The organism is Cupriavidus sp. FW305-F7 (genome assembly GCF_058782875.1).
In genome coordinates this window covers 1-20,461 of record NZ_JBYSYC010000021.1, presented here as the reverse complement: position 1 = coordinate 20,461, position 20,461 = coordinate 1, and the positions used below count along the sequence as shown (strand labels likewise).

21 protein-coding genes are annotated in these 20,461 nt (G+C 64.6%); 9 read left to right on the top strand and 12 right to left on the bottom strand.

Annotated features, from left to right (window positions below; all coding sequences use genetic code 11):
• Window positions 1-70: 70 nt before the first annotated feature.
• Genes AC3WL8_RS20050 through AC3WL8_RS20035 form a run of 4 tightly spaced genes read right to left on the bottom strand, consistent with a single transcriptional unit; the run spans window position 71 to window position 3,421 of the window.
• A complete protein-coding gene (locus AC3WL8_RS20050; protein ID WP_013953624.1) occupies window positions 71-778 on the bottom strand; it encodes an ABC transporter ATP-binding protein in 708 nt (235 codons plus the stop codon).
• Entirely contained in the window at window positions 765-1,529 is a 765-nt protein-coding gene (locus tag AC3WL8_RS20045; RefSeq protein WP_013953623.1) for an ABC transporter ATP-binding protein, read from the bottom strand. The genes AC3WL8_RS20050 and AC3WL8_RS20045 overlap by 14 nt, the downstream gene beginning before the upstream one ends.
• Complete coding sequence (locus AC3WL8_RS20040) at window positions 1,522-2,544, bottom strand: branched-chain amino acid ABC transporter permease (protein WP_013953622.1); 1,023 nt, start codon at window positions 2,542-2,544, stop codon at window positions 1,522-1,524. Before AC3WL8_RS20040 ends, AC3WL8_RS20045 begins: the two co-directional genes overlap by 8 nt.
• 13 nt (window positions 2,545-2,557) lie before the next feature.
• Window positions 2,558-3,421, bottom strand: coding sequence for a branched-chain amino acid ABC transporter permease (locus AC3WL8_RS20035; protein WP_114134973.1), 864 nt, complete (start codon window positions 3,419-3,421; stop codon window positions 2,558-2,560).
• Between the two features lie 725 nt (window positions 3,422-4,146).
• On the opposite strand from AC3WL8_RS20035, the gene AC3WL8_RS20030 reads away from it, so the two are divergent.
• Window positions 4,147-5,436 (top strand): M20/M25/M40 family metallo-hydrolase, encoded by a 1,290-nt coding sequence (locus AC3WL8_RS20030; protein WP_013953620.1) that lies wholly within the window; start codon window positions 4,147-4,149, stop codon window positions 5,434-5,436.
• A 154-nt stretch (window positions 5,437-5,590) separates the two neighbouring features.
• Here AC3WL8_RS20030 and AC3WL8_RS20025 read toward each other — a convergent pair whose 3' ends face one another.
• The 3 genes from AC3WL8_RS20025 to AC3WL8_RS20015 form a co-directional block, all read right to left on the bottom strand.
• Window positions 5,591-6,109, bottom strand: a complete 519-nt coding sequence (locus AC3WL8_RS20025; protein WP_013953619.1) for a GAF domain-containing protein — start codon at window positions 6,107-6,109, stop codon at window positions 5,591-5,593.
• A 1-nt stretch (window position 6,110) separates the two neighbouring features.
• Window positions 6,111-7,088, bottom strand: a complete 978-nt coding sequence (locus tag AC3WL8_RS20020; RefSeq protein ID WP_013953618.1) for a Bug family tripartite tricarboxylate transporter substrate binding protein — start codon at window positions 7,086-7,088, stop codon at window positions 6,111-6,113.
• 61 nt (window positions 7,089-7,149) lie between these two features.
• Window positions 7,150-8,979, bottom strand: a complete 1,830-nt coding sequence (locus AC3WL8_RS20015; RefSeq protein ID WP_492378680.1) for a gamma-glutamyltransferase family protein — start codon at window positions 8,977-8,979, stop codon at window positions 7,150-7,152.
• Window positions 8,980-9,100: 121 nt separating this feature from the next.
• On the opposite strand from AC3WL8_RS20015, the gene AC3WL8_RS20010 reads away from it, so the two are divergent.
• The gene (locus AC3WL8_RS20010) at window positions 9,101-10,051 is read left to right on the top strand and encodes a LysR family transcriptional regulator (protein ID WP_249221315.1); all 951 of its coding nucleotides are present in this window, start codon (window positions 9,101-9,103) and stop codon (window positions 10,049-10,051) included.
• 154 nt (window positions 10,052-10,205) lie between these two features.
• Here AC3WL8_RS20010 and AC3WL8_RS20005 read toward each other — a convergent pair whose 3' ends face one another.
• A complete protein-coding gene (locus tag AC3WL8_RS20005) occupies window positions 10,206-10,973 on the bottom strand; it encodes a ParA family protein (protein ID WP_013953615.1) in 768 nt (255 codons plus the stop codon).
• Window positions 10,974-11,174: 201 nt separating this feature from the next.
• Between AC3WL8_RS20005 and AC3WL8_RS20000 the strand changes: the two genes are divergently transcribed.
• The 3 genes from AC3WL8_RS20000 to AC3WL8_RS19990 all read left to right on the top strand — a co-directional run bounded on the left by AC3WL8_RS20000 (window position 11,175) and on the right by AC3WL8_RS19990 (window position 15,104).
• Window positions 11,175-12,116 (top strand): pseudouridine-5'-phosphate glycosidase, encoded by a 942-nt coding sequence (locus AC3WL8_RS20000; RefSeq protein ID WP_211982007.1) that lies wholly within the window; start codon window positions 11,175-11,177, stop codon window positions 12,114-12,116.
• 159 nt (window positions 12,117-12,275) lie between these two features.
• Window positions 12,276-12,614: a hypothetical protein gene (locus AC3WL8_RS19995; protein ID WP_013953613.1), complete on the top strand. Its 339-nt coding sequence runs from the start codon at window positions 12,276-12,278 to the stop codon at window positions 12,612-12,614.
• 429 nt (window positions 12,615-13,043) lie between these two features.
• Complete coding sequence (locus AC3WL8_RS19990; RefSeq protein ID WP_249221314.1) at window positions 13,044-15,104, top strand: penicillin-binding protein 1A; 2,061 nt, start codon at window positions 13,044-13,046, stop codon at window positions 15,102-15,104.
• 166 nt (window positions 15,105-15,270) lie between these two features.
• Here AC3WL8_RS19990 and AC3WL8_RS19985 read toward each other — a convergent pair whose 3' ends face one another.
• From AC3WL8_RS19985 to AC3WL8_RS19975, 3 genes are all read right to left on the bottom strand, one after another.
• Window positions 15,271-15,750 carry a YMGG-like glycine zipper-containing protein gene (locus AC3WL8_RS19985; RefSeq protein ID WP_013953611.1) on the bottom strand — a complete coding sequence of 160 codons (480 nt, stop codon included), beginning with the start codon at window positions 15,748-15,750 and terminating at the stop codon, window positions 15,271-15,273.
• A 276-nt stretch (window positions 15,751-16,026) separates the two neighbouring features.
• Window positions 16,027-16,230, bottom strand: a complete 204-nt coding sequence (locus tag AC3WL8_RS19980) for a cold-shock protein (protein WP_013953610.1) — start codon at window positions 16,228-16,230, stop codon at window positions 16,027-16,029.
• A gap of 249 nt (window positions 16,231-16,479) precedes the next feature.
• The gene (locus AC3WL8_RS19975; protein ID WP_010812735.1) at window positions 16,480-16,854 is read right to left on the bottom strand and encodes a hypothetical protein; all 375 of its coding nucleotides are present in this window, start codon (window positions 16,852-16,854) and stop codon (window positions 16,480-16,482) included.
• Between the two features lie 1,020 nt (window positions 16,855-17,874).
• Between AC3WL8_RS19975 and phaP4 the strand changes: the two genes are divergently transcribed.
• Window positions 17,875-18,444, top strand: coding sequence for a TIGR01841 family phasin PhaP4 (gene phaP4 / locus AC3WL8_RS19970; protein ID WP_436224944.1), 570 nt, complete (start codon window positions 17,875-17,877; stop codon window positions 18,442-18,444).
• A gap of 117 nt (window positions 18,445-18,561) precedes the next feature.
• On the opposite strand, the gene AC3WL8_RS19965 is transcribed toward phaP4, so the two are convergent.
• Window positions 18,562-18,870 (bottom strand): EthD family reductase, encoded by a 309-nt coding sequence (locus AC3WL8_RS19965; protein ID WP_013953608.1) that lies wholly within the window; start codon window positions 18,868-18,870, stop codon window positions 18,562-18,564.
• 179 nt (window positions 18,871-19,049) lie between these two features.
• On the opposite strand from AC3WL8_RS19965, the gene AC3WL8_RS19960 reads away from it, so the two are divergent.
• The 3 genes from AC3WL8_RS19960 (at window position 19,050) to AC3WL8_RS19950 (ending at window position 20,281) form a co-directional block, all read left to right on the top strand.
• A complete protein-coding gene (locus tag AC3WL8_RS19960) occupies window positions 19,050-19,253 on the top strand; it encodes a hypothetical protein (protein WP_010812739.1) in 204 nt (67 codons plus the stop codon).
• Window positions 19,254-19,370: 117 nt separating this feature from the next.
• A complete protein-coding gene (locus AC3WL8_RS19955) occupies window positions 19,371-19,610 on the top strand; it encodes a hypothetical protein (protein ID WP_013953606.1) in 240 nt (79 codons plus the stop codon).
• 209 nt (window positions 19,611-19,819) lie between these two features.
• Window positions 19,820-20,281, top strand: a complete 462-nt coding sequence (locus AC3WL8_RS19950; protein WP_013953605.1) for a transposase — start codon at window positions 19,820-19,822, stop codon at window positions 20,279-20,281.
• The last annotated feature ends 180 nt before the right edge of the window (window positions 20,282-20,461 follow it).

Sequence of the window (20,461 nt, the reverse complement as noted above, 5' to 3'; positions counted from 1 at the left end):
TTGTCTCCTGAAAGTACTGCGCTTGCTAGGTCTGGTTGTGTCTTGCTGTCGCGGGCCGGCTCCTCTGAACCTACCCCCCGATATACGCCTTCCGAATCCCCTCATCCTTCAGCAACGTATCCCGATCCCCTTCCATCACGATGCGCCCGCTCTCGATCACATAGGCGCGATGCGCGATCCCCAGCGCCGCGTAGGCGTTCTGCTCGGCCAGCAGCACGGTGGTGCCGGCGCGGTTGATTCGCTGGATGATCTCGAACATCTGCTTAACCACCAGCGGCGCCAGACCCAGCGACGGTTCGTCCAGCAACAGCGCGCGCGGGCGGCTCATCAGGGCGCGGCCCAGTGCCACCATCTGCTGCTGCCCGCCGGACAGCGAGCCGGCCGCATCGTCCTTCTTCTGCCGCAGGATCGGGAACAGTTCATAGACCTCTTCCAGCGTCTTGCGGATGCCCGCGCCATCGCGCCGGTGCACGTAGGCGCCCAGCACCAGGTTCTTCTCCACGCTCATCGCCGGGAACAGCTTGCGGCCCTCCGGGCAGTGCACCAGCCCGGCCTGAACGATCTGCGACGGCTTCATGCCCGACAGCTCGCGCCCGTCAAAGCGCATGCTGCCGCCGCTGATGCGGTGGATCGCGCTCATCGCCAGGAAGATCGAGCTCTTGCCGGCGCCGTTGGCACCCAGCAGCACCACCAGCTCGCCGGCGCGGGCGTGCAGGGTGATGTTGTCGAGGGCACGGAAGCTGCCGTACGACAGCGAGACGCGTTCAAGCTGCAACATGGTCGGCTCCCAGGTAGGCCTCGATGACATGCGGATCCTGCTGGATCTGCGCGGGCGTGCCTTCGGCAATCTTCTCGCCGTAGTTCAGCACCATGATCTTGTCTGCCAGGCGCATGATCATGTCCATCTTGTGTTCGATCAGGCAGACGGTCTTGCCATGGCGCACCATCTTGCGGATCAGCTCGGCCAGGCCCACGGTCTCTTCCGGGTTCACGCCGCCGGCTGGTTCGTCCAGTAGCAGCAGTTCCGGGTCGGTCGCCAGCCCCAGCGCAAAGGCCACGCGCTTGCGCGCCTCTTGCGTGATGTCGGCGGCGACCTCATGCGCCAGGTGCGACAGGCCGACGAAGTCCAGCGCGGCTTCGGCCTTGTCGCGGCACAGGCGCTCTTCTTCACGCAGGCGGCGCGTGTTGAACAGCACGTCGCGCAGGCCCGAGTGGGTGCGCAGGCGGTGGCCGACGATCAGGTTGTCGAGCACCGTGGCGCGGTCGAACAGCGCCGTGGCCTGGAAGGTGCGGGCCACGCCCAGGCGCGCGATCTGGTCGGCGCGCAGGCCGGCCACGTCCTGGCCCTTGAACAGGATCTGGCCGGAACTGGGCGCATGCGTGCCTGCCACCAGGTTGAAGAAGGTGGTCTTGCCGGCGCCGTTGGGGCCGATGATGGCGTTGATATGGCCTTGCTCGAAGGTCACCGAGACATCGTGCACCGCGGTCAGGCCGCCGAATTTCTTGGTCAGGTTGCGGATTTCAAGCATGGTCGGCTCCGGCGCGGGTGGTCGATACTGCAGGGGCGCTGGCGTTCTGCGCCGGCTTGCCGCGCCGTGCGGCGGCTGCCTTGCGCGCCTGCTTCTTCAGCCAGGAACCCACGATGCCGTCCGGCACGAAAATGATCAGCAGGATCAGCACCGGGCCGAACACCAGCATGCGGTAGTCCTGCATGAACTGCAGCGACTGCGTGATCCACGGCACCAGCACCGCCCCCAGCAGCGGCCCGAAGATGGTGCCGATGCCGCCCACCAGCATCGACATCACCATGTCGAAGGTCAGGTCGGTGCGGGCGATATCCGGCCCCAGGAAGCGCACCTGCCCGGCGTACAGCGCACCGGCAAAGCCGGCGTAGCCCACCGACAGCACGAACGACAGTACCTTGGTGCGCATCAGGTTGATGCCCAGCGCCTCGGCCAGGGCGTCGCTGTTGCGCACCGCCATGAAGCTGCGGCCCAGCAGCGAGGTGACTATGCGGTGCATCAGGAAGGTGCCGACCGCCAGGAAGAACAGCACCAGGTAGTACTGCGCCTGCACGCTGTCAAAGCTGAGCGGCCCGATCGCGGCCGGCACCGGGATGCCGATCAGGCCCACCGTGCCATGCGTCAGGCTTTCCCACTTCTCGATCAGCAGGTAGATGATGTAGCCCACGCACATGGTGAAGATCGAGAAGTAATGGCCCTTCAGGCGCAGCGACACCACGCCGATCACATAGCCCAGCACCATGCAGATCGCGCCGGCCAGCACGAATGCCAGCCAGAACGGCACCTGGTGGTCCACCGTCAGGATGCCCAGTGTATAGGCGCCGATGGCCATGAAGCCGCCATGGGCCAGGTTCAGCTGCCCGGTGTAGCCGGTGATCAGGTTCAGCCCGAGCGTGGCGATGGCGTAGATGAAGGCCAGCGTCATCACGGTCAGGTAATAGCTGTTGGGCGTGATCAGCGGGAAGGCGATGGCCAGCGCCAGCAGCAGCGTCCAGCCGGTTTTTCCTTGCAGTGCTTTCATGTCTGGAGTCTCCTCAGGCTGCCTTGCCGGCAAACAGGCCCTGCGGCCGGATAGACAGGATCACCACCAGCAGCACGAAGGCGATGATGTCCTTGTAGTCGGTGGAAACGTAGAAGCCGCCGAAGCTCTCGGCCATGCCGATGATCAGCCCGCCGACGATGGCGCCGGGGATGCTGCCCATGCCGCCCAGGATGATGATGACGAAGGCCTTGGTGATCACCAGGTTGCCCATGCTGGGGTAGACCAGGTTGATCGGGGCGTAGAGCGTGGCGGCGATTGCGGCCAGCGCGCCGGAGATGGCAAACACCAGCAGCGTCACGCGGGTGGCGTCGATGCCGACCAGCGCGGCGCCTTCGCGGTTCTGCGCCATGGCCATGATGGTGGCGCCGGTCATGGTGCGCGTCAGGAACAGGTGCAGCAGCACCATCAGCGCAAAGGCGGCGCCGATGATGAGCAGGCGCTGCAGCGGCGCGGTCAGCCCGAACACGTCGACGATCTGGCCATAGGGCGTGGGCATGCGGTGGAAGTCCGCGCCCCACAGCGCCTGCGCGCCGGCTTCCAGGAACAGCAGGATGCCGATCGCGGCGATCATGTCGTGCAACTCGGGCGAGTTGCGCAGCGGGTGGAACACCAGCCGGTCGGCAGCCATCGACAATACGGCCACCGCCAGCGCCGCGCCCAGCATCGCCAGCCAGTAGTTCACGCCCAGCGATGTCATCAGGAAGTACGACACATAGGCGCCAGCCATGTAGAAGGCGCCGTGCGCGAAGTTGGGCACGTGCAGGATGCCGTAGACCAGCGTCAGGCCAAGCGCCACCAGGCTGTAGACGCCTCCCAGCGTCAGGCCGTTCAGGAACTGTTGAAGGAACAATGCCACAGGGGTACCTCGTGCGGTTCGTGAAACCAGGCACGCAGCGGCAAGGGCCGTGCGTGTTCCATCGCGGCGGCGCCAGGCGCGGCCACGGTCAGGAAGTCGGGGGCGGAACTCAGGCGGGCGGCGGTGCCGGCTCGCGCGCGGCGATGCGCGGGCGGGATGGCCTGGCCCAGGGCGCGCCGTGGCGGTCACGGTGCGGGTGCGCAGATGCGTGTTGCAGGTACTGCATGGTTGTCTCCTGTGCGATGCGGCGCGATGGCCGCCAGGCAAGCCGGGCACTGGCCGCGTCGACGAGGACGGCGGCGTTGCGACCCGGTGACGAGGTGTCGGGAGTGTTCCCGCACGATCGTTCGTTTTCACCGACTGTTGCATAGGCTTCGCGGCACCGTCAAGGAAAGCGGCGGAGTATTCCGCACCGCGAAATAGCAGGGCACTGGCCTGCGGGTAAGTCCTGAGAGGGTCTGCCCGCCGCCATCGACGGGGCATATGACCCCTATGTTTTCCCTGCATGGACTGCTGTACGTGACGGATGTGCCGACCTACGCCGCTTTCGGCGAGCCACCCGGGGCTGTGCGAAGCTTCCGCGGATCCTTCCATGGCTGCGTACCCGCCGTTGTGCGCCATACGGCGACGCGCTATGCTCGTGCGCGCTGTATGCCGGCCGTTGGGACATTGTCTGCTTTCCCGCCTTTTTCGCTCCGTAACCTGCAACCCAGGAGACCCTACCCATGCCTTGCCGCATTTTTTCTCTGCGCGCTGCCGTCCTGTTCATCGCCGGTGCCACGCTTGCCGGCACCGCCGCAGCCACCGCGGTCGAGCCGGTTCATCAGTTCGCACGACAGGAGAAGCCCGCACTCATCGCGACCTTGAAAGACCTTGTGTCGATCGAGTCCGGCAGCAAGGACATCGAAGGGCTGGACCGCATCGCCACGCTGATCCGGGACCGGCTGGCGGCACTGGGAGCCACCGAAGCCAAGCTGGTCGAGCCAGCCGAAATCTACCGGATGGAAGACACGCCCAAGCAAGTGGGCAAGATGGTGATGGCGCAGTTCAAGGGCAGCGGCAAGCGGAACATCATGCTGATCGCCCATATGGACACCGTGTACCTGCGCGGCATGCTGGCCCAGCAGCCCTTCCGCATCGAGGGTGACCGCGCCTACGGGCTGGGCATCGCCGACGACAAGAACGGCGTGGCCGTGATCCTGCACACCATCGCCATCCTGCAGAAGATGAAGTTCAAGGACTACGGCACGCTGACGGTGCTGATCAACGGCGACGAGGAAATCAGCTCGCCCGGTGCGCGGGCCGTGCTGACCCGGCTGGGCGCACAGCAGGATGCCGTGTTCTCATGCGAGGCCAGCCGCGTCACCGGCGACCGCCTGTCGCTGGCGACCAGTGGCATCGGTTCGATCTATCTCACGGCGCAGGGCAAGGCGTCGCACGCGGGCAGTGCGCCCGAGCAGGGCCGCAATGCGCTCTATGAACTGTCGCACCAGGTCCTGCAGATGCGCGACCTCTCCAATCCCGCCACCGGCCTCAAGGTCAACTGGACAGTCTCCTCGTCCGGCACCAATCGCAACGTGATCCCGGCCACCGCTACCGCGCAGGCAGACGTACGCGTGCTGCGCACCGCTGACTACGATAGCCTCGAGAAAACGCTGCAGGAACGCATCCGCAAGCAGCTCATTCCCGACACCAAGGTTGACGTGAAATTCGAGCGCCGCCGTCCCCCGCTGGAGGTAAGCGACCCAGCACGCAAGCTCGCCGCGCATGCGCAAGGCATCTATGCGGAGATCGGTGAAACGCTCCAGGTCCACGACACCGCGGAAGGCGGAGGCACCGATGCCGCCTTCGCGGCTGCGGACACCAAGGCGCCGGTGATCGAGCGCTTCGGGCTGCGAGGCTTCGGTGCTCACTCCAATGATGCCGAGTATGTCGATCTGAACTCGGTCACGCCGCGGTTGTACCTGCTGACGCGGATGATCATGGACGTCTCGCAGGACAAGGCTGGGCGTTAAGCGAGCGATAGCCCTCAAGGTCATTGAGGGCGATTCGCCGCAGGCACGACTACCGAGTAGGGCGGGCTGTGATGCTCACCAGTGCACCGGCATGCAGCTTCCGCGCATGCCATCTCATTCAGGCAATGCCTGGCACGGCCTTGACGCGCCTCGGTCATTCGGTGGATGCAAGCCGCGTCTTGACCGCCAGTACGGTGAGGTTGGCCATGGTGCGCAACGCGGCCAGTTCGGCGCCAGACCAGACCGACCGATCCGCTAGGTAGTTGAACGTCCCGATCACCCTGCCCGCGTGGCAGAGCGGCACGTTCACAACAGCCCTGCAGCCCAGCGAGCGGATGGTGTCGATATCGTCGAACACCTCGGCGAGCGCCGCGTCACCTTCACCGACGAAGACTTCACCGCGCTCCAGCAGCTGACGCTTCCACGGGCTGTCGCCCTTGGTCTTGCGGCCGCCTACGGGGTAGGCGGTAGTACTCGATGACCAGAGCCGCTCGATCTGCGCGGCATCGGCATACCAGGCATTGATGGTCAGCAACCCCGGGCCAAGCATCTCCATGGTCGCGTGCCCAATGGCGTCGAGCGTTGCAAGCGGACTTGCCGCACGCTGCAAGGCATCACACAGGCGGTTCACCTGCGCGATCAACTGCTGTGGATTGCCGAGAATTGCTTCCACGTCACTCCCCCTGGATGCCAAGTTCGCGGATCAGTTTGCCATAGCGGTCGGCATCGCGGCGCAGGATGGTGCCGAACTGCTGCGGTGTCGATGTGGTCGTTTCGACGCCGATGGCATTCATCTTCGCCTTCACCTCGGGCATCGACATGACGGCATTGATCTCGCGGTTCAGGCGCGCGGTCAGGTCGGCCGGCATCCCCTTCGGGCCGAAGGCGCCGTACCAGACCGCCAGCTCGTAGCCGGGCAGGGTCTCTGCCACCGTAGCCACGTTGGGCAGCAGCGGTGAGCGCCTGGACTCCGTCACGGCGAGCAGGCGCAGCTTGCCAGCCCTCACATGCGGCAGCGTCTGGGTGCCGGCCGAGAAGAGCAGCTGTGTCTGGCCCGCGACCGTGTCGACCACGGCTGGCGCTCCCCCCTTGTACGGGACGTGCAGCAGCTGGACGCCGGCCAGCTTTTCGAACAGCGCGGCGCTCAGGTGGTTGGTGGAACCAGAGCCGGCGCTGGCATAGGCCAGCTTGCCGGGATTGGCCTTTGCGTAGGCGATCAGTTCCTTCACGTTCTGCGCGGGCACCGACGGGTGCACCACCATTGTGTTGGTCACATACGCCAGCAGCCCCAGCGGGGTGAAATCCTCGACGCCCCGAAACGGCATGTTCTGCATCAGCGCAGGGTTCATGGCGTGCGTGCTCATTGAACCGACCAGCAGGGTGTAGCCGTCGGGCTTGGCACGGGCGACCATGGCGGAGCCGATGTTGCCCGAGGCACCCGGCTTGTTGTCGACGATCACCGGCTGGCCGAGCGAGCGGGTCAGGTGCTCGGACAGCACGCGCGCCAGGATATCCGTCGAGCCGCCCGCCGCCCAAGGCACGATCAGCGTAATCGGCTTTTGCGGATAGGCTTCGCTTGCCTGGGCAAGCCCGGCGACGCCAAGCGCCAGCACGACGATGCCGCGCAGCAGGGATTTCACGACGCACTTCATGGGTTTTCTCCTTGATGTCTGGCCTGGCTGTCAGGTACAGCCGGCCTTTAATGGTTGCCGTTCAGCGTCCGACCGCGTAGCCCTGCATGCCGCGCGGGTTCGCCCCGGCACGCAGCACGAGCCGGCCGCGGGGGTCCCGCTCGCGCGAGCAGGCGGACATGCGCCCCTCCGACCAGGGCTCGCCAATACGCACTTCGTGGCCGAGCTCACGCAGTGCAGCCAGGGTCGCCTCGGGAAAGCGCGATTCGACGCTGATGCGGTTGAGCACCGTCTGGCGCGGCCAGAATGATGCCGGGAAATGATCGATGTGCCAGGCCGGCGCGTCGATTGCCTCCTGCAGGTTCATGCCGTGGACGGCATGGCGCAGGAAGAACGCCAGCGACCACTGGTCTTGCTGGTCGCCGCCCGGCGTGCCGAACACCATGTATGGCTCGCCGTCGCGCAGCGCCAGCGATGGCGACAGCGTGGTGCAGGGCCGCTGGCCGGGTGCGAGGGTGTTGGGCAGGCCGGGCTCCAGCCAGGTCATCTGCAGGCGGGTATTGAGGGCAAAGCCCAGCGACGGAATGGTCGGGCTCGACGACAGCCAGCCGCCCGACGGCGTCGCCGCGACCATATTGCCGTGGCGGTCGATCACGTCGATATGGCAGGTATCGCCGACAAAGATTTCTTGCTCGGCCCATTCAGCTACCGGCGGCAGTTCGGCAAAGGTCGGCTCGCCCACGCCGAAGCGCACGTCGGCGCGCTGCAGCGTGCGCTCGGCCGCGGCCAGGTCGGGCAGGCGCGGTGCCATGCCGTTCACCATGCCCGGGTCAAGCGACAACGCCGCACGTGTGCCGATGCGTTGCGCGCGCGCCGCCAGGTAGCCATCGTCGAGCAGCGCCGCCAGCGGGCTCGGCGCAAAATGCGGATCGCCATACCACGCCAGCCGGTCGGCCATGGCCAGCTTGGTGGCCTCGGCAATGCGGTGCACGAATTCCGGCGAGTCTGGCGCGTGCTGCTCCAGAGCGGCGTGGCGCAGCATGCCCAGCTGCTGCAGGAACACCGGCCCCTGGCTCCAGACGCCACACTTGGCCACGGTGTAGCGGCCGAAGTCCAGCGTGACCGGGGCCTCGATCTCCGGCGCCCAGCTGGCCATGTCGTCGTAGCGCAGCAGGCCGGTGTGCTTGTCGCCGGTGGTATCGCGCACCGGCGTATTGCGGCAGTACGCGTCGATCTCCTGCGCGACGAAGCCGCGGTACCAGCAGTCCAGCGCCGCATCGATCTGGCCGGTGCGGGTGTCGCTGTGGCGCTGGGCCTCCTCGATGATGCGGGTGTAGGTGGCGGCCAGCGCCGGCATCGTATGCAGGCTGCCGGGGCGCGGCACCTTGCCGTCCGGCAGCCACGTCCGTGCCGAGCTTTGCCACTCGTCGCGGAACAGTGCCTGCACCGCCAGGATCGCGCGCGAGATGCGCGGCACCAGCGGGAAGCCGTCGCGGGCATAGCCGATGGCGGGCGCCAGCACGTCGGCCAGCGACCACGTGCCGTGCTCGCGCAGCATCGTCAGCCACGCACCGAAGGCCCCGGGCACGGCGGCAGGTATCAGGCCGATGCCGGGCACCAGGTCCAGGCCCATGGCGCGCAGCGCGCCCGGATCGGCCAGCGCCGGGGCCGGGCCCTGGCCGCAGACAGTGCGCATGGCGCGTTCGCGCTCGTTCCAGTAGACGATCGGCACTTCGCCGCCGGGGCCGTTCAGGTGAGGCTCGACCACCTGCAGCACAAAGCCGGCGGCGACAGCGGCGTCGAAGGCGTTGCCGCCGCGCTCGAGCACGCCCATGGCGGTCTGCGTCGCCAGCCAGTGCGTGGAGGCGGCGACGCCAAAGGTGCCAACGATCTCGGGACGGGTGGTGAACATGGCTTGCAGCTCCTGTGATGCTAGCCAGTATAGGATTGGCGAATAACCAGCAGTGCCTCTTTGGTTATTGTGGTATTACCATCCGGTAATGCGACTTGCTCCTCCATTGCAGGAAGGCCCCGTGTCTATCGCCCCCGACAAGCTGGTCCACAACCTGGTGTCCCGCCTGCGCCTCAGGCACCTGCCGCTGCTGCTGGCGCTGGAGCGCCAGCGCTCGGTGTCGCGGGTGGCTGCCGAGCTCAACCTGTCGCAGCCGGCCGTCACCAAGACCCTGCGCGAGATTGAAGACATCTTCATGGCGCCGCTGTTCACCCGCACCCGGCGCGGACTGGAGCCCACGCCCACCGGCCGTGCGGTGCTGGCGCATGCCAGGCTGACGCTGTCCGATGCCGATGCGCTGGGGCGCGAACTGGCAGCGATCGAGTCCGGGCTGTCGGGCCGGCTGCGCATCGGCGTGATTCCGTACATCAGCCGCAGCGTGCTCGACGCCGCCTGCACCTTCGGCCTGGCCCAGACACCGCGGATCTCGGTGCTGGTACGCGAAGGCACCACCGACGAACTGGTCAGCGCACTGCGCGAGCACGAACTGGACTGCGTGGTGGCGCGCACTTTCTATGCGCCGGGCGCGGACATCGCGCAGCAGCCGCTGTATCGCGAAGAACCGGCGCTGGTTGTGCCCACCGCGGCAGCGGCCCGGCTGGCGCGCGGCCCGCTCGACTGGCGCCAGCTGGCCGAGCGCGACTGGATACTGCCACCGCCCAACACGCCGATCCGGCGCACCATCAACACCATCTTTGCGGTGGCGGGGGTGGCGCAGCCCACGCCGATCGTCGAGACCTATTCGATCAAGACCATGGCTACGCTGATGCGCAAGCATCCGGCGGCAACGACCATCGTGCCGAAGGCGGTGGCCAGCGAACTGGCCGATTCCAAGGGGGCGACTGCGTTGCCGCATGCGCTTAGCTGGGATCTGCCACCGGTGGGGGTGATGTGGCGGCGGCAGGCGGTGGACGATGATGTGGTGACGGCGCTGGTTGCTTGCCTGGGGGCGTTGCGGTGGGAGGAAGAGTGAGCCGGATGGCCCATCCCACGCATCGCACGCCTCCACATCCGCGAGCCGGCTCCGACACATTCAGGCTGTCGCAGGGCCGTCTGGGGTTTCTCCCGAAATCCCTTCCTATCTACTTGTTTTAATTGCGGTTTAGGTTCGCGCGAGGGTCTCGTCTTCAACCAGCCAGCTCGCGGTGCAACGCCACGTATTCCTGCGCAAGCTTGTGGCGCGGATCCAGATGGATCATGGGGGTGGCATGCTGATGCGATTCGCGGATCTTCACCGATGCAGACAGCCGCGATTCAAGTACCGGCAGGCCCTCGCTTACCAGTTCGTCGACGAGCTTCTGCGGCAGGCTGGCTCGCGGCTGGAACTGGTTGATCACGATCCCCTCGACCTGCAGCCCGTCGTTGTGGTCCTGTTGGATTTCCTTCACGTTATCGAGCAGCGTGTAGAGGGCACGGCGCGAGAAGTCATCGCAATCGAACGGGATCAGGCAGCGCTCCACGGCGATCAGTGCGGAGCGGGTATAGAAATTCAGGGCCGGTGGCGTGTCGATGTAAATGGCGTCATAGACTGCCTCCAGTTCGAGCAAGGCGTCGCGTAGCTTGTAGATCTTGTAGCGGGACTCGAGCTTGCCGTGGAGGGAATCCAGGTCAGGATGCGCCGGCATCACATCTAGGTTCTCGAACGGCGTCGGGTGGACAAAGGACGTAAATTCCACCGGCCTGAAGTTGTAGGTCAGGGAGGTCTCGAAAAAATTGGCCGCGGTCGGACTTGCCTCCGCGGCCTGCGCGCCAAGCAGGTACTGGGTGGAGTTACCTTGTGCATCGAGGTCAATGACCAGGGTGCGCAAGCCCTCGCTGGCGCTGATCGCCGCGAGATTGCATACAATGGTCGATTTTCCGACCCCACCCTTCTGATTGAAGACGACGCGCCGCATTTGCCCCTCTGGAGAGAATCGATCCGAAAGCGGCAGCATACCTTAGCGTGAGGTTTCCGGCAGCACCCGCCCGGCTATGAAACGATATTCCAGGCCCGGGGCTCGCTGTACCATTGGTGCCTTGAGGTGGTCCCGCGCTTGCCCCTCATGGACCAGCCTTGTGCTGCACACTATGCGGCTCCCGCCATCGAAAGCATCGACATGGTTGCCGACCTTGCCCGCTCCTGGTTGACCTTCAGTGCGCCTGTGGCCGCTGCACAGGCTGCCGGCCGCCCGCTCGTGGCGCTGGAATCGACCATCATCGCCCACGGCATGCCTTACCCGGAGAACGTTCGCACTGCGCGCGAAGTGGAGGCGCTGATCCGCGACCTGGGAGCCGAGCCTGCGACGATCGCGCTGATTGGCGGACGAATCCGCATCGGGCTTTCGGACGACGAACTGGAACTGCTCGGGCGCTCGGACCGGGTGCACAAGGTGAGCCGCCGCGACCTGCCAGCCGTGCTGGCCGGTGGCGGGCTCGGCGCCACGACAGTGGCCGGCACGATGATATGTGCCGCGCTGGCGGGCATTGAGGTCTTCGTCACCGGCGGGATTGGAGGCGTGCACCGCGGTGCGCAGGAGACCTTTGACATCTCGGCCGACCTGCAGGAACTGGCCAGGACCTCGGTGGTGGTGGTCTGTGCCGGGGCGAAGTCCATCCTGGACATCGGACTCACGCTGGAATACCTGGAAACACACGGCGTGCCGGTGCTCAGCTGTGAGCAAGACAATGTTGCTGCGTTCTACACGCGCGACAGCGGCTTTCGTGCTGACTTCAGGCTGGACAACGCGGCGGAGCAGGCGCGCTTCATCCGCACCAAGTGGGACTTGGGCCTGGCGGGCGGCGTGGTGTTGAGCACACCGGTGCCGCAAGCGGCAGCGATGACGTCCGGGGAGATCGACGCGCTGACTCAGCAGGCGCTCGCCGAGGCCACGGCGCAGGGGATCACCGGCAAGGCCGTGACGCCTTTCCTGCTGGCTCGCATCAAGGCGCTGACGAGCGGACGCAGCCTGGCGACAAACATCGCGCTCGTAAAACACAACGCCGAGGTGGGGGCAAGGCTGGCGCTGGCATTGGCGGCGATCGGGCAGCCGGTCAGGTGAGCAGGTCGGCGTCCGCAGGGTGCGGGCGCGCACCTGGCAAGCTGTGTCTATGCGCCGACGTCGCCTAATCTTGTAATTTAGCGACCGGGGAGTGGAAAACTCGCCTGAAGTCGCAACGCGTACATTTTCGATCCGGGGCTGGCAGAAGGAGTCATCATCATGCGACTCTCACTGATAGTCTGCGGCGCCATGCTGGCGCTTTCGGCATGTACATTGGAGCCGGCCGGAACAGGCGCCTTTACCGTCATGGGGCCGGCCAGCTTCGATCGCACCTTCACCGCAGCCGCCGAGGCAATGCGCGACCAGGGCCTGGCGATCAGCGTCGAGGACCCGGTCAATGGCGTGGTCGTCGGCAGTCTGGATACCAGCACGGTGATGGCCGGAGTTCACCAGCAGGCAGACGGCTTCGTACGGGTGGAATTCGACGGCATGGCTGCACCTGATCCGGCGTTGATGGCGCGCATTTCGCGCAGCTACAACCGCCGCATGGGCCGCTGAAGCGCGTCAGAGGTCAGGCGATTGCTTCACTACCTCAGTTCGCTATGCGATCGAGCGCAGGCGTTCGGATCGCCGACGCGCGCTCGCATGCCATACGCCGCCCGCCGGCATTGATCGCAAAAATGACCGCCGCAAAGCCAGGAGCACAGGTAGCGCACGTTGGCCGTACGAAACAAATGTAATCGTTTGTTAATGCCGCCCGCGCAGCCCCGTATTGACAACAGATGCTTCCTTCCGCTTTGGTACGATCCCGCTCTTTCCGCAAAGCGTCCCGCCACCGTGAATCGCCGCTGTCTATTGTTTTGTCGTGAGTACTGCGCACGGTGGCTCATCCGCATCCAATCGCTGGCCGCTGCCAGCGTCACGATAGCCAGGCGCGTCTTTCCCGGCGCGCTGCGCCGGCTTCGCCACCCGACGCGACGCGGCATCATGCTGACGCTCGCCGCAGTGCCGGCGCTGTTTCTGCTGTACGTGCTGGCGCTCGTGCCGTTTACGCCGGGCATCGGCGACATCCGCAAAGCCCGCATCGACCGCCCAGCGCTGATCGTATCGGCCGACGGCAGAGTGATCGACGAATTCAAACCGGTCAATCGCGAGTGGGTATCGCTCGGGCAGATCTCGCCGCACATGGTGGCTGCATTGGTCGCCACCGAAGATCGCCGCTTTTATGAGCATTACGGGATCGACTGGCTGCGTACCGCGTCGGCCGCGCTGCATACGTTCTCTGGCGACCGGCAGGGAGGCTCGACGATCACGCAGCAGCTCGCGCGCAACCTGTATCCCGACGAAGTCGGCCGCGCGCCGACCCTCGCGCGCAAGATCAGGGAAGCGATCACGGCGCTCAAGATCGAAGCCGTGTACAGCAAGGACCAGATCCTTGAGACGTACCTGAACAATGTGCCGTTCCTGTATAACGCCTACGGCGTGGAAATGGCCGCACGCACCTACTTCGGCAAATCGGCGCATCAGCTCGACATCCTCGAAAGCGCGACACTCGTCGGCATGCTGAAGGCCAACAGCACCTACAACCCGGTCCTGAATCCCGAGCGCGCACTGGAGCGGCGAAACACGGTGCTCGGGCAGATGAACAAGTACGGCAAGCTCAAGCCCGATGCTTACTCCTGGTTGAGCCGGCAACCGCTTAACGTCAATTTCGAACTGCAGACCGCGCCACGAAGCGCGGCGCCGCATTTTTCCGCGCTGCTGCGCAAATGGCTGATCGCATGGGCCAGCCGCAATGGCTACAACATATACGCCGACGGGCTGGTCGTGCGCACGACCATGAATTACCGTCTGCAGGCGATGGCGGTGCAGGCGATGGACTGGCAGGCGAGCCAGCTGCAATGGATCGCGAACGGGGCGTGGAACGAACGCACGGGCTGTTGGCCTGGCAACGACCTGTTCCGGACGTTCATCCGGCAAACGCCCGACTATCGCGCCGCACGCGATGCTGGTCAATCGGATCAGGCGGCGCTCAGGAAACTCGGCACCAACCCGACGTTCGTCCGCGCACTCTGCCGGAGCAAGACTCAGGTCCAGGCGGGTTTTGTCGCGATCGATCCGCGCAACGGCGATATCAAGGCATGGGTCGGTAGTCGCGACTTCAGTGACGCACCGTTCGATCACGTTCAGCAGGCCCGGCGCCAGCCGGGTTCGACTTTCAAGCCGTTCGTCTACGGGGCGGCGTTCGCGGACGGCGCGCGGCCAAGCGATACGATCGTAGACCGGAACGTCGCCATTCCACTGGCCGGCCAGGCGACCTGGCGGCCTACCGACGCGGCGCCGCCCACCGACCGACCGATGACGCTGCGCGACGCGCTAGTGTATTCGCGCAACCGCGTCACCGCTCAGCTCATGCAAAAGGAACGCCCCGAGAAGGTCGCACGGCTTGCGCGCGCGATGGGCGTGCGCGACAGTCCGCTCGAAGCGGTGCCGTCGCTCGCGCTCGGCACGAGCCCGGTCACGCTCAAGGAAATGGTATCGGCGTACAGCACGATCGCGAACCGTGGCGCCTATGTCGAGCCGCGCATGGTTACCCGCATCGAGGATCACGACGGCAAGGTGCTCGCCGAATTTGCGAGCGCAGCGCCGGAGCAGGCACTGCCCGCCGCCGCCGCGCAAACGCTCGTCGATGTGATGCGCGACGTCGTTATCCGGGGCACCGGCGCAGGTATCCGGACGCGCTTCGGGATTCGCGCCGACGTGGCCGGCAAGACGGGCACCACGCAGGACAACGCGGATGGCTGGTTCATCCTGATGCATCCGCAACTGGTCGCGGGCGCGTGGGTGGGTTTTGACGATGGACGTGTGACGCTCGGCAACGACTGGGGCCAGGGCGCGCATAGCGCCCTGCCGATGGTGGGCGCGTTCTACGATATGGCGCTGCGTGCGCGGGTGATCGATCCGGACGCGCGGCTCACCCCTGAGACCAGGGCTCCTCGCAAGGTCCAGGCGCAACAGCATCGGCACTTCCTGTTCTGGAGGTTTTGACGCCGACGCTGGCGGACGCGAAATTCGCCTTCACAGCTTCCGCCGACGCAGCGCGACCCGAGCCGGTCGACCGCAGCGGCGGCCGTCCGGAACCCGGCGCGCGACGCGGTCAAGCGCGCGATGGGACAGATGCCCCAATGACGGGCGCCATCGCGCGTCGCCTCGCTCAGTCGTCGTGACGATGCTTCTTTTGGCCCTTGTGCTTGCCCCGATTGCCGTTCTTGTCGTCGCCATAGCTGTTGCGCGACACATTGCCGTTCCTGTGGTCATCGGCATAGTTGTTGCGCGACACATTGCCGCCCAGCGCCGAACCCGCTGCACCACCGGCCGCGGCACCGACGATGCCGCCGGTCCGGCCGCCCAGGGCATTGCCGGCCGCCGCGCCGGCGCCACCGCCCAGCGCGCCACCCACGACGGCGCCAGTCCGTTCCTTCTTGTTGGCAGTCACCGCGCCGCCCGCACCGCCGCCCACCGCGCCGCCGATCACGGCACCCGTGCTGCCGCCCAGTGCGCCACCGACGGCCGCGCCCGCGGCACCGCCCAGACCGCCTCCCACGGCGTTCTTCAGGTCATCGGCCAGCGCCGGTGTGGTGGCAGCGGCTAGCAGCAGGGTCAGGCACAGCGTACGAAGTGATTGTCGAGTCATGTTCTTCCTCAATAGGGGATGGTTGGCGATCCGCCGATGCAGGAGTTTACACGGGGCGGCAAGCGGCTCCGTTTGAAACTCGCAACGGTGGTCGACTACCTCCGTCGCCATGAGCCCGAGACCTGTCGCGCTGAGCCCGGAATGCTGTTGTCAGTCGATATTGGCGCAGGAAATAGCGATCCCCAGGATGGGGTCGCCACGAGCCGGAAAGCAGAAAAGCCCTTCGCAATTCGTGGAGGGCTTTGTCAATTCAGGCCGTCAGGCGGCGCAGGGCGACTATAGCGGGCGAATCTGTGACGCTTGTGGGCCTTTCTGACCTTGCGTGACTTCAAATTCCACCCTCGCGCCTTCCTCCAGCGATTTGAACCCGGTGCCCTGGATTTCGCTGTGGTGGGCAAACAAGTCCTTGCCGCCATCATCCGGCGTGATGAACCCATAACCCTTTTCACTGTTAAACCACTTCACGATGCCAGTCGCCATCTCGTCCTCGACATTTAGTGCACACAGGTTGCGTGCTGAGAAGTCCCGCCCCAGAATCGCCCCGTCGCCAGAATATGGTTGAACGCGATACGGCGCGCCGAACCCCTAGCATACCGAAGAGGAGGGCGGGCAGTATCTGCGGGTTAACCTCTGGGTGAGAGCGCTGAAGATGAGGCGGGCGAGTCGCGATACGGGCGGGGTGCGCAAATTTCCGAGCGCCGAATCCGAGGAAATCCCCCCGATCCAGGCTTACTCAGTCCAGACGGCATCGACGTCCCGCAACAGGTGTCCGGCCAGGATGTAGTCGCCAGCCTTCATGGCCTTTGTCTCCAGGGCCACCAACTCGTTGGCTGCCAGCTGGTCCAATGCAAACTGGCAGTAAAGGTTCCGTTGCCGGAAGGACACCTTCGGCCGGCTGAGGCCGGCAATGAGCGCCGCGAGGGACTTCACGGCGATGCTTTCGTGTCCGCGATACTCCACCCGTATCCCTACCTTATTACCCAGGCGCCCGAGCTCAATGGCATCCTGCCAGCCTGACTCATAGTCGAGCTCGACCAGCGCGACCCCCTCTGCCTCCAGGAGCCTGATAGCTTCCCCTTTGGTTCCAGCCCGAGCCGTTGTCATTTCTGCCTCCACTCACACCTTCCCGCGCGGGGGTCGCCGGCCTGCTTCAACGTGCTACTGAACTCAACGCCACGTCGCCCCGCTCATGACTCTTGGCTTCAGATTTGGAGTCAAGATCCTGCTTAATTCTGACGTAAGAAAAATCTAAGTCAATATAGAATCGCCCTGTAGTCCTGCTACCACCACCCGCGCAACCGCTCCGGCGACGCGGGTTTTTTTTTGACACAGAGTGGTCCTCATTCGGCCTGAAGCTCAATGCCTTTCCCCAGCAGCGGCATATTGGTAGCGGACCTCGCCGAGTGGTGCTAATGCAAGCCGTCCGGCCGGTCGGCGAATGAATGCTCCTGAACCTGGATGCATATCACGTTGCGATATTCGTCGAGCTTCCCCTGCGCACGTTTTGGCAATGGAGAAAATACTGGGGATTACGTCAGACATGCTTCCAATCATATTGAACACAAGGTGGCGAGCAACTAAGATGAACGTTCCGGGTGCGAGAACAAGCACCCGCCAGCCAGAACCTCGCGTCCGAGGCGAAACAAGCGGCCTGTGCAAACCAGGCCGGCTGTCACGGACGGTAGTGAAGTCCCGTAGCAAAAGTAAACCTACAGCTTGGGAGACGACTGTGCTGAGTCATCATGAATTCGCCACGCTTGTGCTGGTAAGCGGCAGCTCCGACCCAACGGAGCTGGACCGCGCGGATATGGATACGCTGCTCGCGTATCAACTGGTTACGCTTGAGCGCCTTGGGCCAAACCAAAGCCGCCCTCAGGTGACAATCCAGGGCTACGCTTTTCTGAAATCCCTCGGCCGAGTTCGCGCAAGGGAAGGTCAGGCTCGCCAGGCCTGCTTATGAGCGTATTGCTTTAGCTGGTAGTGACTGCGGACGTTGGCGCGCTTTCGGCTGATCGGCGTGGCCTGCCAGGGTCACAATGCAGCCATCGTTTTCCAATCGATTCACGTCCCGTCGGAGCTCTCATCGGATGGCTCAGGTGGCGGGTCGTACTTAGGAGACGCAAGATGACTCAGTGGTCCCCCGAGCAATTCATGAAGGTCCAGATGGCAGGCATTGAAGCCCTGACCGGGCTGACCGGCAAGGCCTTTGAGGGCTTCGAAAAACTGCTGGAGCTGAATCTGCAAACGATGAAGACGGCGCTGGCTGATTCACGAGAAGGCGCCAGGAAAGCGCTCTCAGCCAAGGACCCGCAAGAACTGGTCGAATTGCAAATCGAGCTATTTCAACCCGCAGCCGACAATGTCTTGGCGTATCGCCGTCAACTGTACGACATCCTCGCCGCCACCCGGGCGGAGTTCGAGAAGGTCGCCGAGGTCCAATACACGGCAGGCAAGCAGGGTCTGCAAGACTTCCTTGGAAGCGTGGTGAGCCAAACGCCAGCCGGCACGGCGGCGGCGCCATTGGCTGCCTGGCAGGAGGCAGTCAACGCGACCACTACGCTCTATGAGTCGATGCAAACGACGGCAAAGCAGGCCGTGCAAGTGGCCGAGAGCAGCTTCAATACTGCTGCGCAGGTGGCCTCGAAAGGCATGCAACGTCGTGCGGCACAGGCCTCAAAGGCGGCTGCAAATTAAGTCGGCTTTGGCTCCTGGAAAGCCAGAAGAGGTGGAGCGCTGGAGGCGGCCATGTGCTTTGCACCGCCGCCGATCTCTCGCCTCCTCTGTGCCGCAGTGGGGCCGCGAAGCGCCGACCTAAACTTCCTTCGTGTCGAATATCAGCATGTCAACGCCGGCCTGGGCAAAATTGGCCAGGTCAGCTGCTGCGGCGGCGCCCTCAGGCGAAGCCATTGCCTGCCGGAGAGCCGCCAGCGAATCGAAGCTCAGCACCGCAACCAGGTGAATCGGCGAATCGCCGGCTGGGCTTGCAACCGGGCCGCTGCTGACCTCGTAGCTTCGCAGGCCGGCGATCTTCTTGGCGATCGGAACATGGGTCGAGAAGTAATAGGAATCAAACGCCGCCGTGTCCGCAGGCTTCTTGTATAGCACCATCAGCTTTGCCATCGTGGTTCCTCCAAGCGTGAGTTAGATAGAGCCCGAGCTTGCCAGTGTAGCTTCCCTGCAGCGTGTGAACCCCATTTCCGTCAGGACACGTATCGTCCGGCGCGCTTGATGCACAGCGCGCACTGCGGGTTGACCGGTGTCTTCATGCTACGATTTTCCTATCTGAATCGGAGGTCGTCATGACAATCGAAAGCTACCAGGGCTACATCGTCCGCGGCTTTGCCAAGCAGCTTGGCGACGGATCCTTCGAGGCATCCGGTGCAGTTGAGAAGGACGGCCGCATCGAGGAAGGATCGGATCCCTTGGGGTACTACCCCTCGTTTGAGCGTGCTGCGGCAGCCGGCATTGCCTGGGCGAAAGCGTGGGTAGATGATCACGGCTGAACCCCTCTGAAATCGACCCCCAGACCTACGGATTGGCAGCCTATGCGCCGCCGCAGTTGATGCCGGATGAGGCGTCTTTTGTCATGCTAGGATTCCTCGAAACGATGGGAGGTCGCCATGTCGAGCCATGCCTGGGTCGAAGAAGGGGAGTACTACTGCCACTGCACGGTCTGGAAGTCCAAATCCGGGACCTGGGATGCATCGGTATTGTTCGAGCGAAGAATCGATCACGCGAACGAGTTTGTCCCAGGCTTGCGGCACAAGATCAAAGCCTCGTTCAATAGCGAGGACGAGGCAATGACCGAAGCAATCGCTTACGCAAAGGCTTGCGTCGAGAACACCAAGACCGGCTTGTAGCCCCATGCGGCTACCCCAAATCGCTTCGATTCCTTCGCCGACTGGCTCGCCATCTCAGGCACGCTGGCGACCGGTGCTGCCGTCATCGGCGCGGGTTGACGACTACAGCTAGCTCCGCCCCCGCGCTGTGGGACACCATTTCTTACAACCGGGGGAGGTGCCCGTCGGTATCCTTGCGGCAAATTCGCCAACTGCAAGCGCAGGTCACCATGAAATCCCTATTTGTGCTCACCGTAGCCACGGCAGCACTTCTCACCGGCTGCGCCATCGCTCCCTATGATGACGGCTACTACCACGGCGGCTACTCGCGTCCCATTTACGGCGGCGGTTACTCCGATTGGGACGGCGCGAGGTACTACGGCGGCAACCGAAAGTGGGGCGGTGACTGGGATCGGGGCTGGGACCGGGACGAGAAGCGAAACAGGGGCCGTGATTGGAGCGATCGTGATAACCGCGGCTGGAACCGTGGCGGAGATCAAGGTGAAAACCGCGGCGAGAAGCGTGGATGGAATCGCGGCGATGTGCGCGCGGAGAATCGCGGCCGGGACCGGCGAGGCGAGCGTGGCGAGGACCGGGGCAATGACCGTGGCGGTAACCGCGGTGATGACCGTGGGCGGAATCGTGATGCCGACGGTGGCAACGGTCGCGGCAGAGACCGTAACAAGGATTGATGCGCCAGTCCCTGACTTCTGCCCGCATCGCAGGGCAGGCCTGCGAGCGCAGCTGCGACGCGCTGACCGATAGCACTACCCGTTGACGGAAGGAGCTCCGCCGCTTGACCAGGTGCGCGGCAAGCCTCGGCCTTTAGGCCGGAGAAGGATAGCGCGGACGCCGTCGGCGTCCTTTCGGCG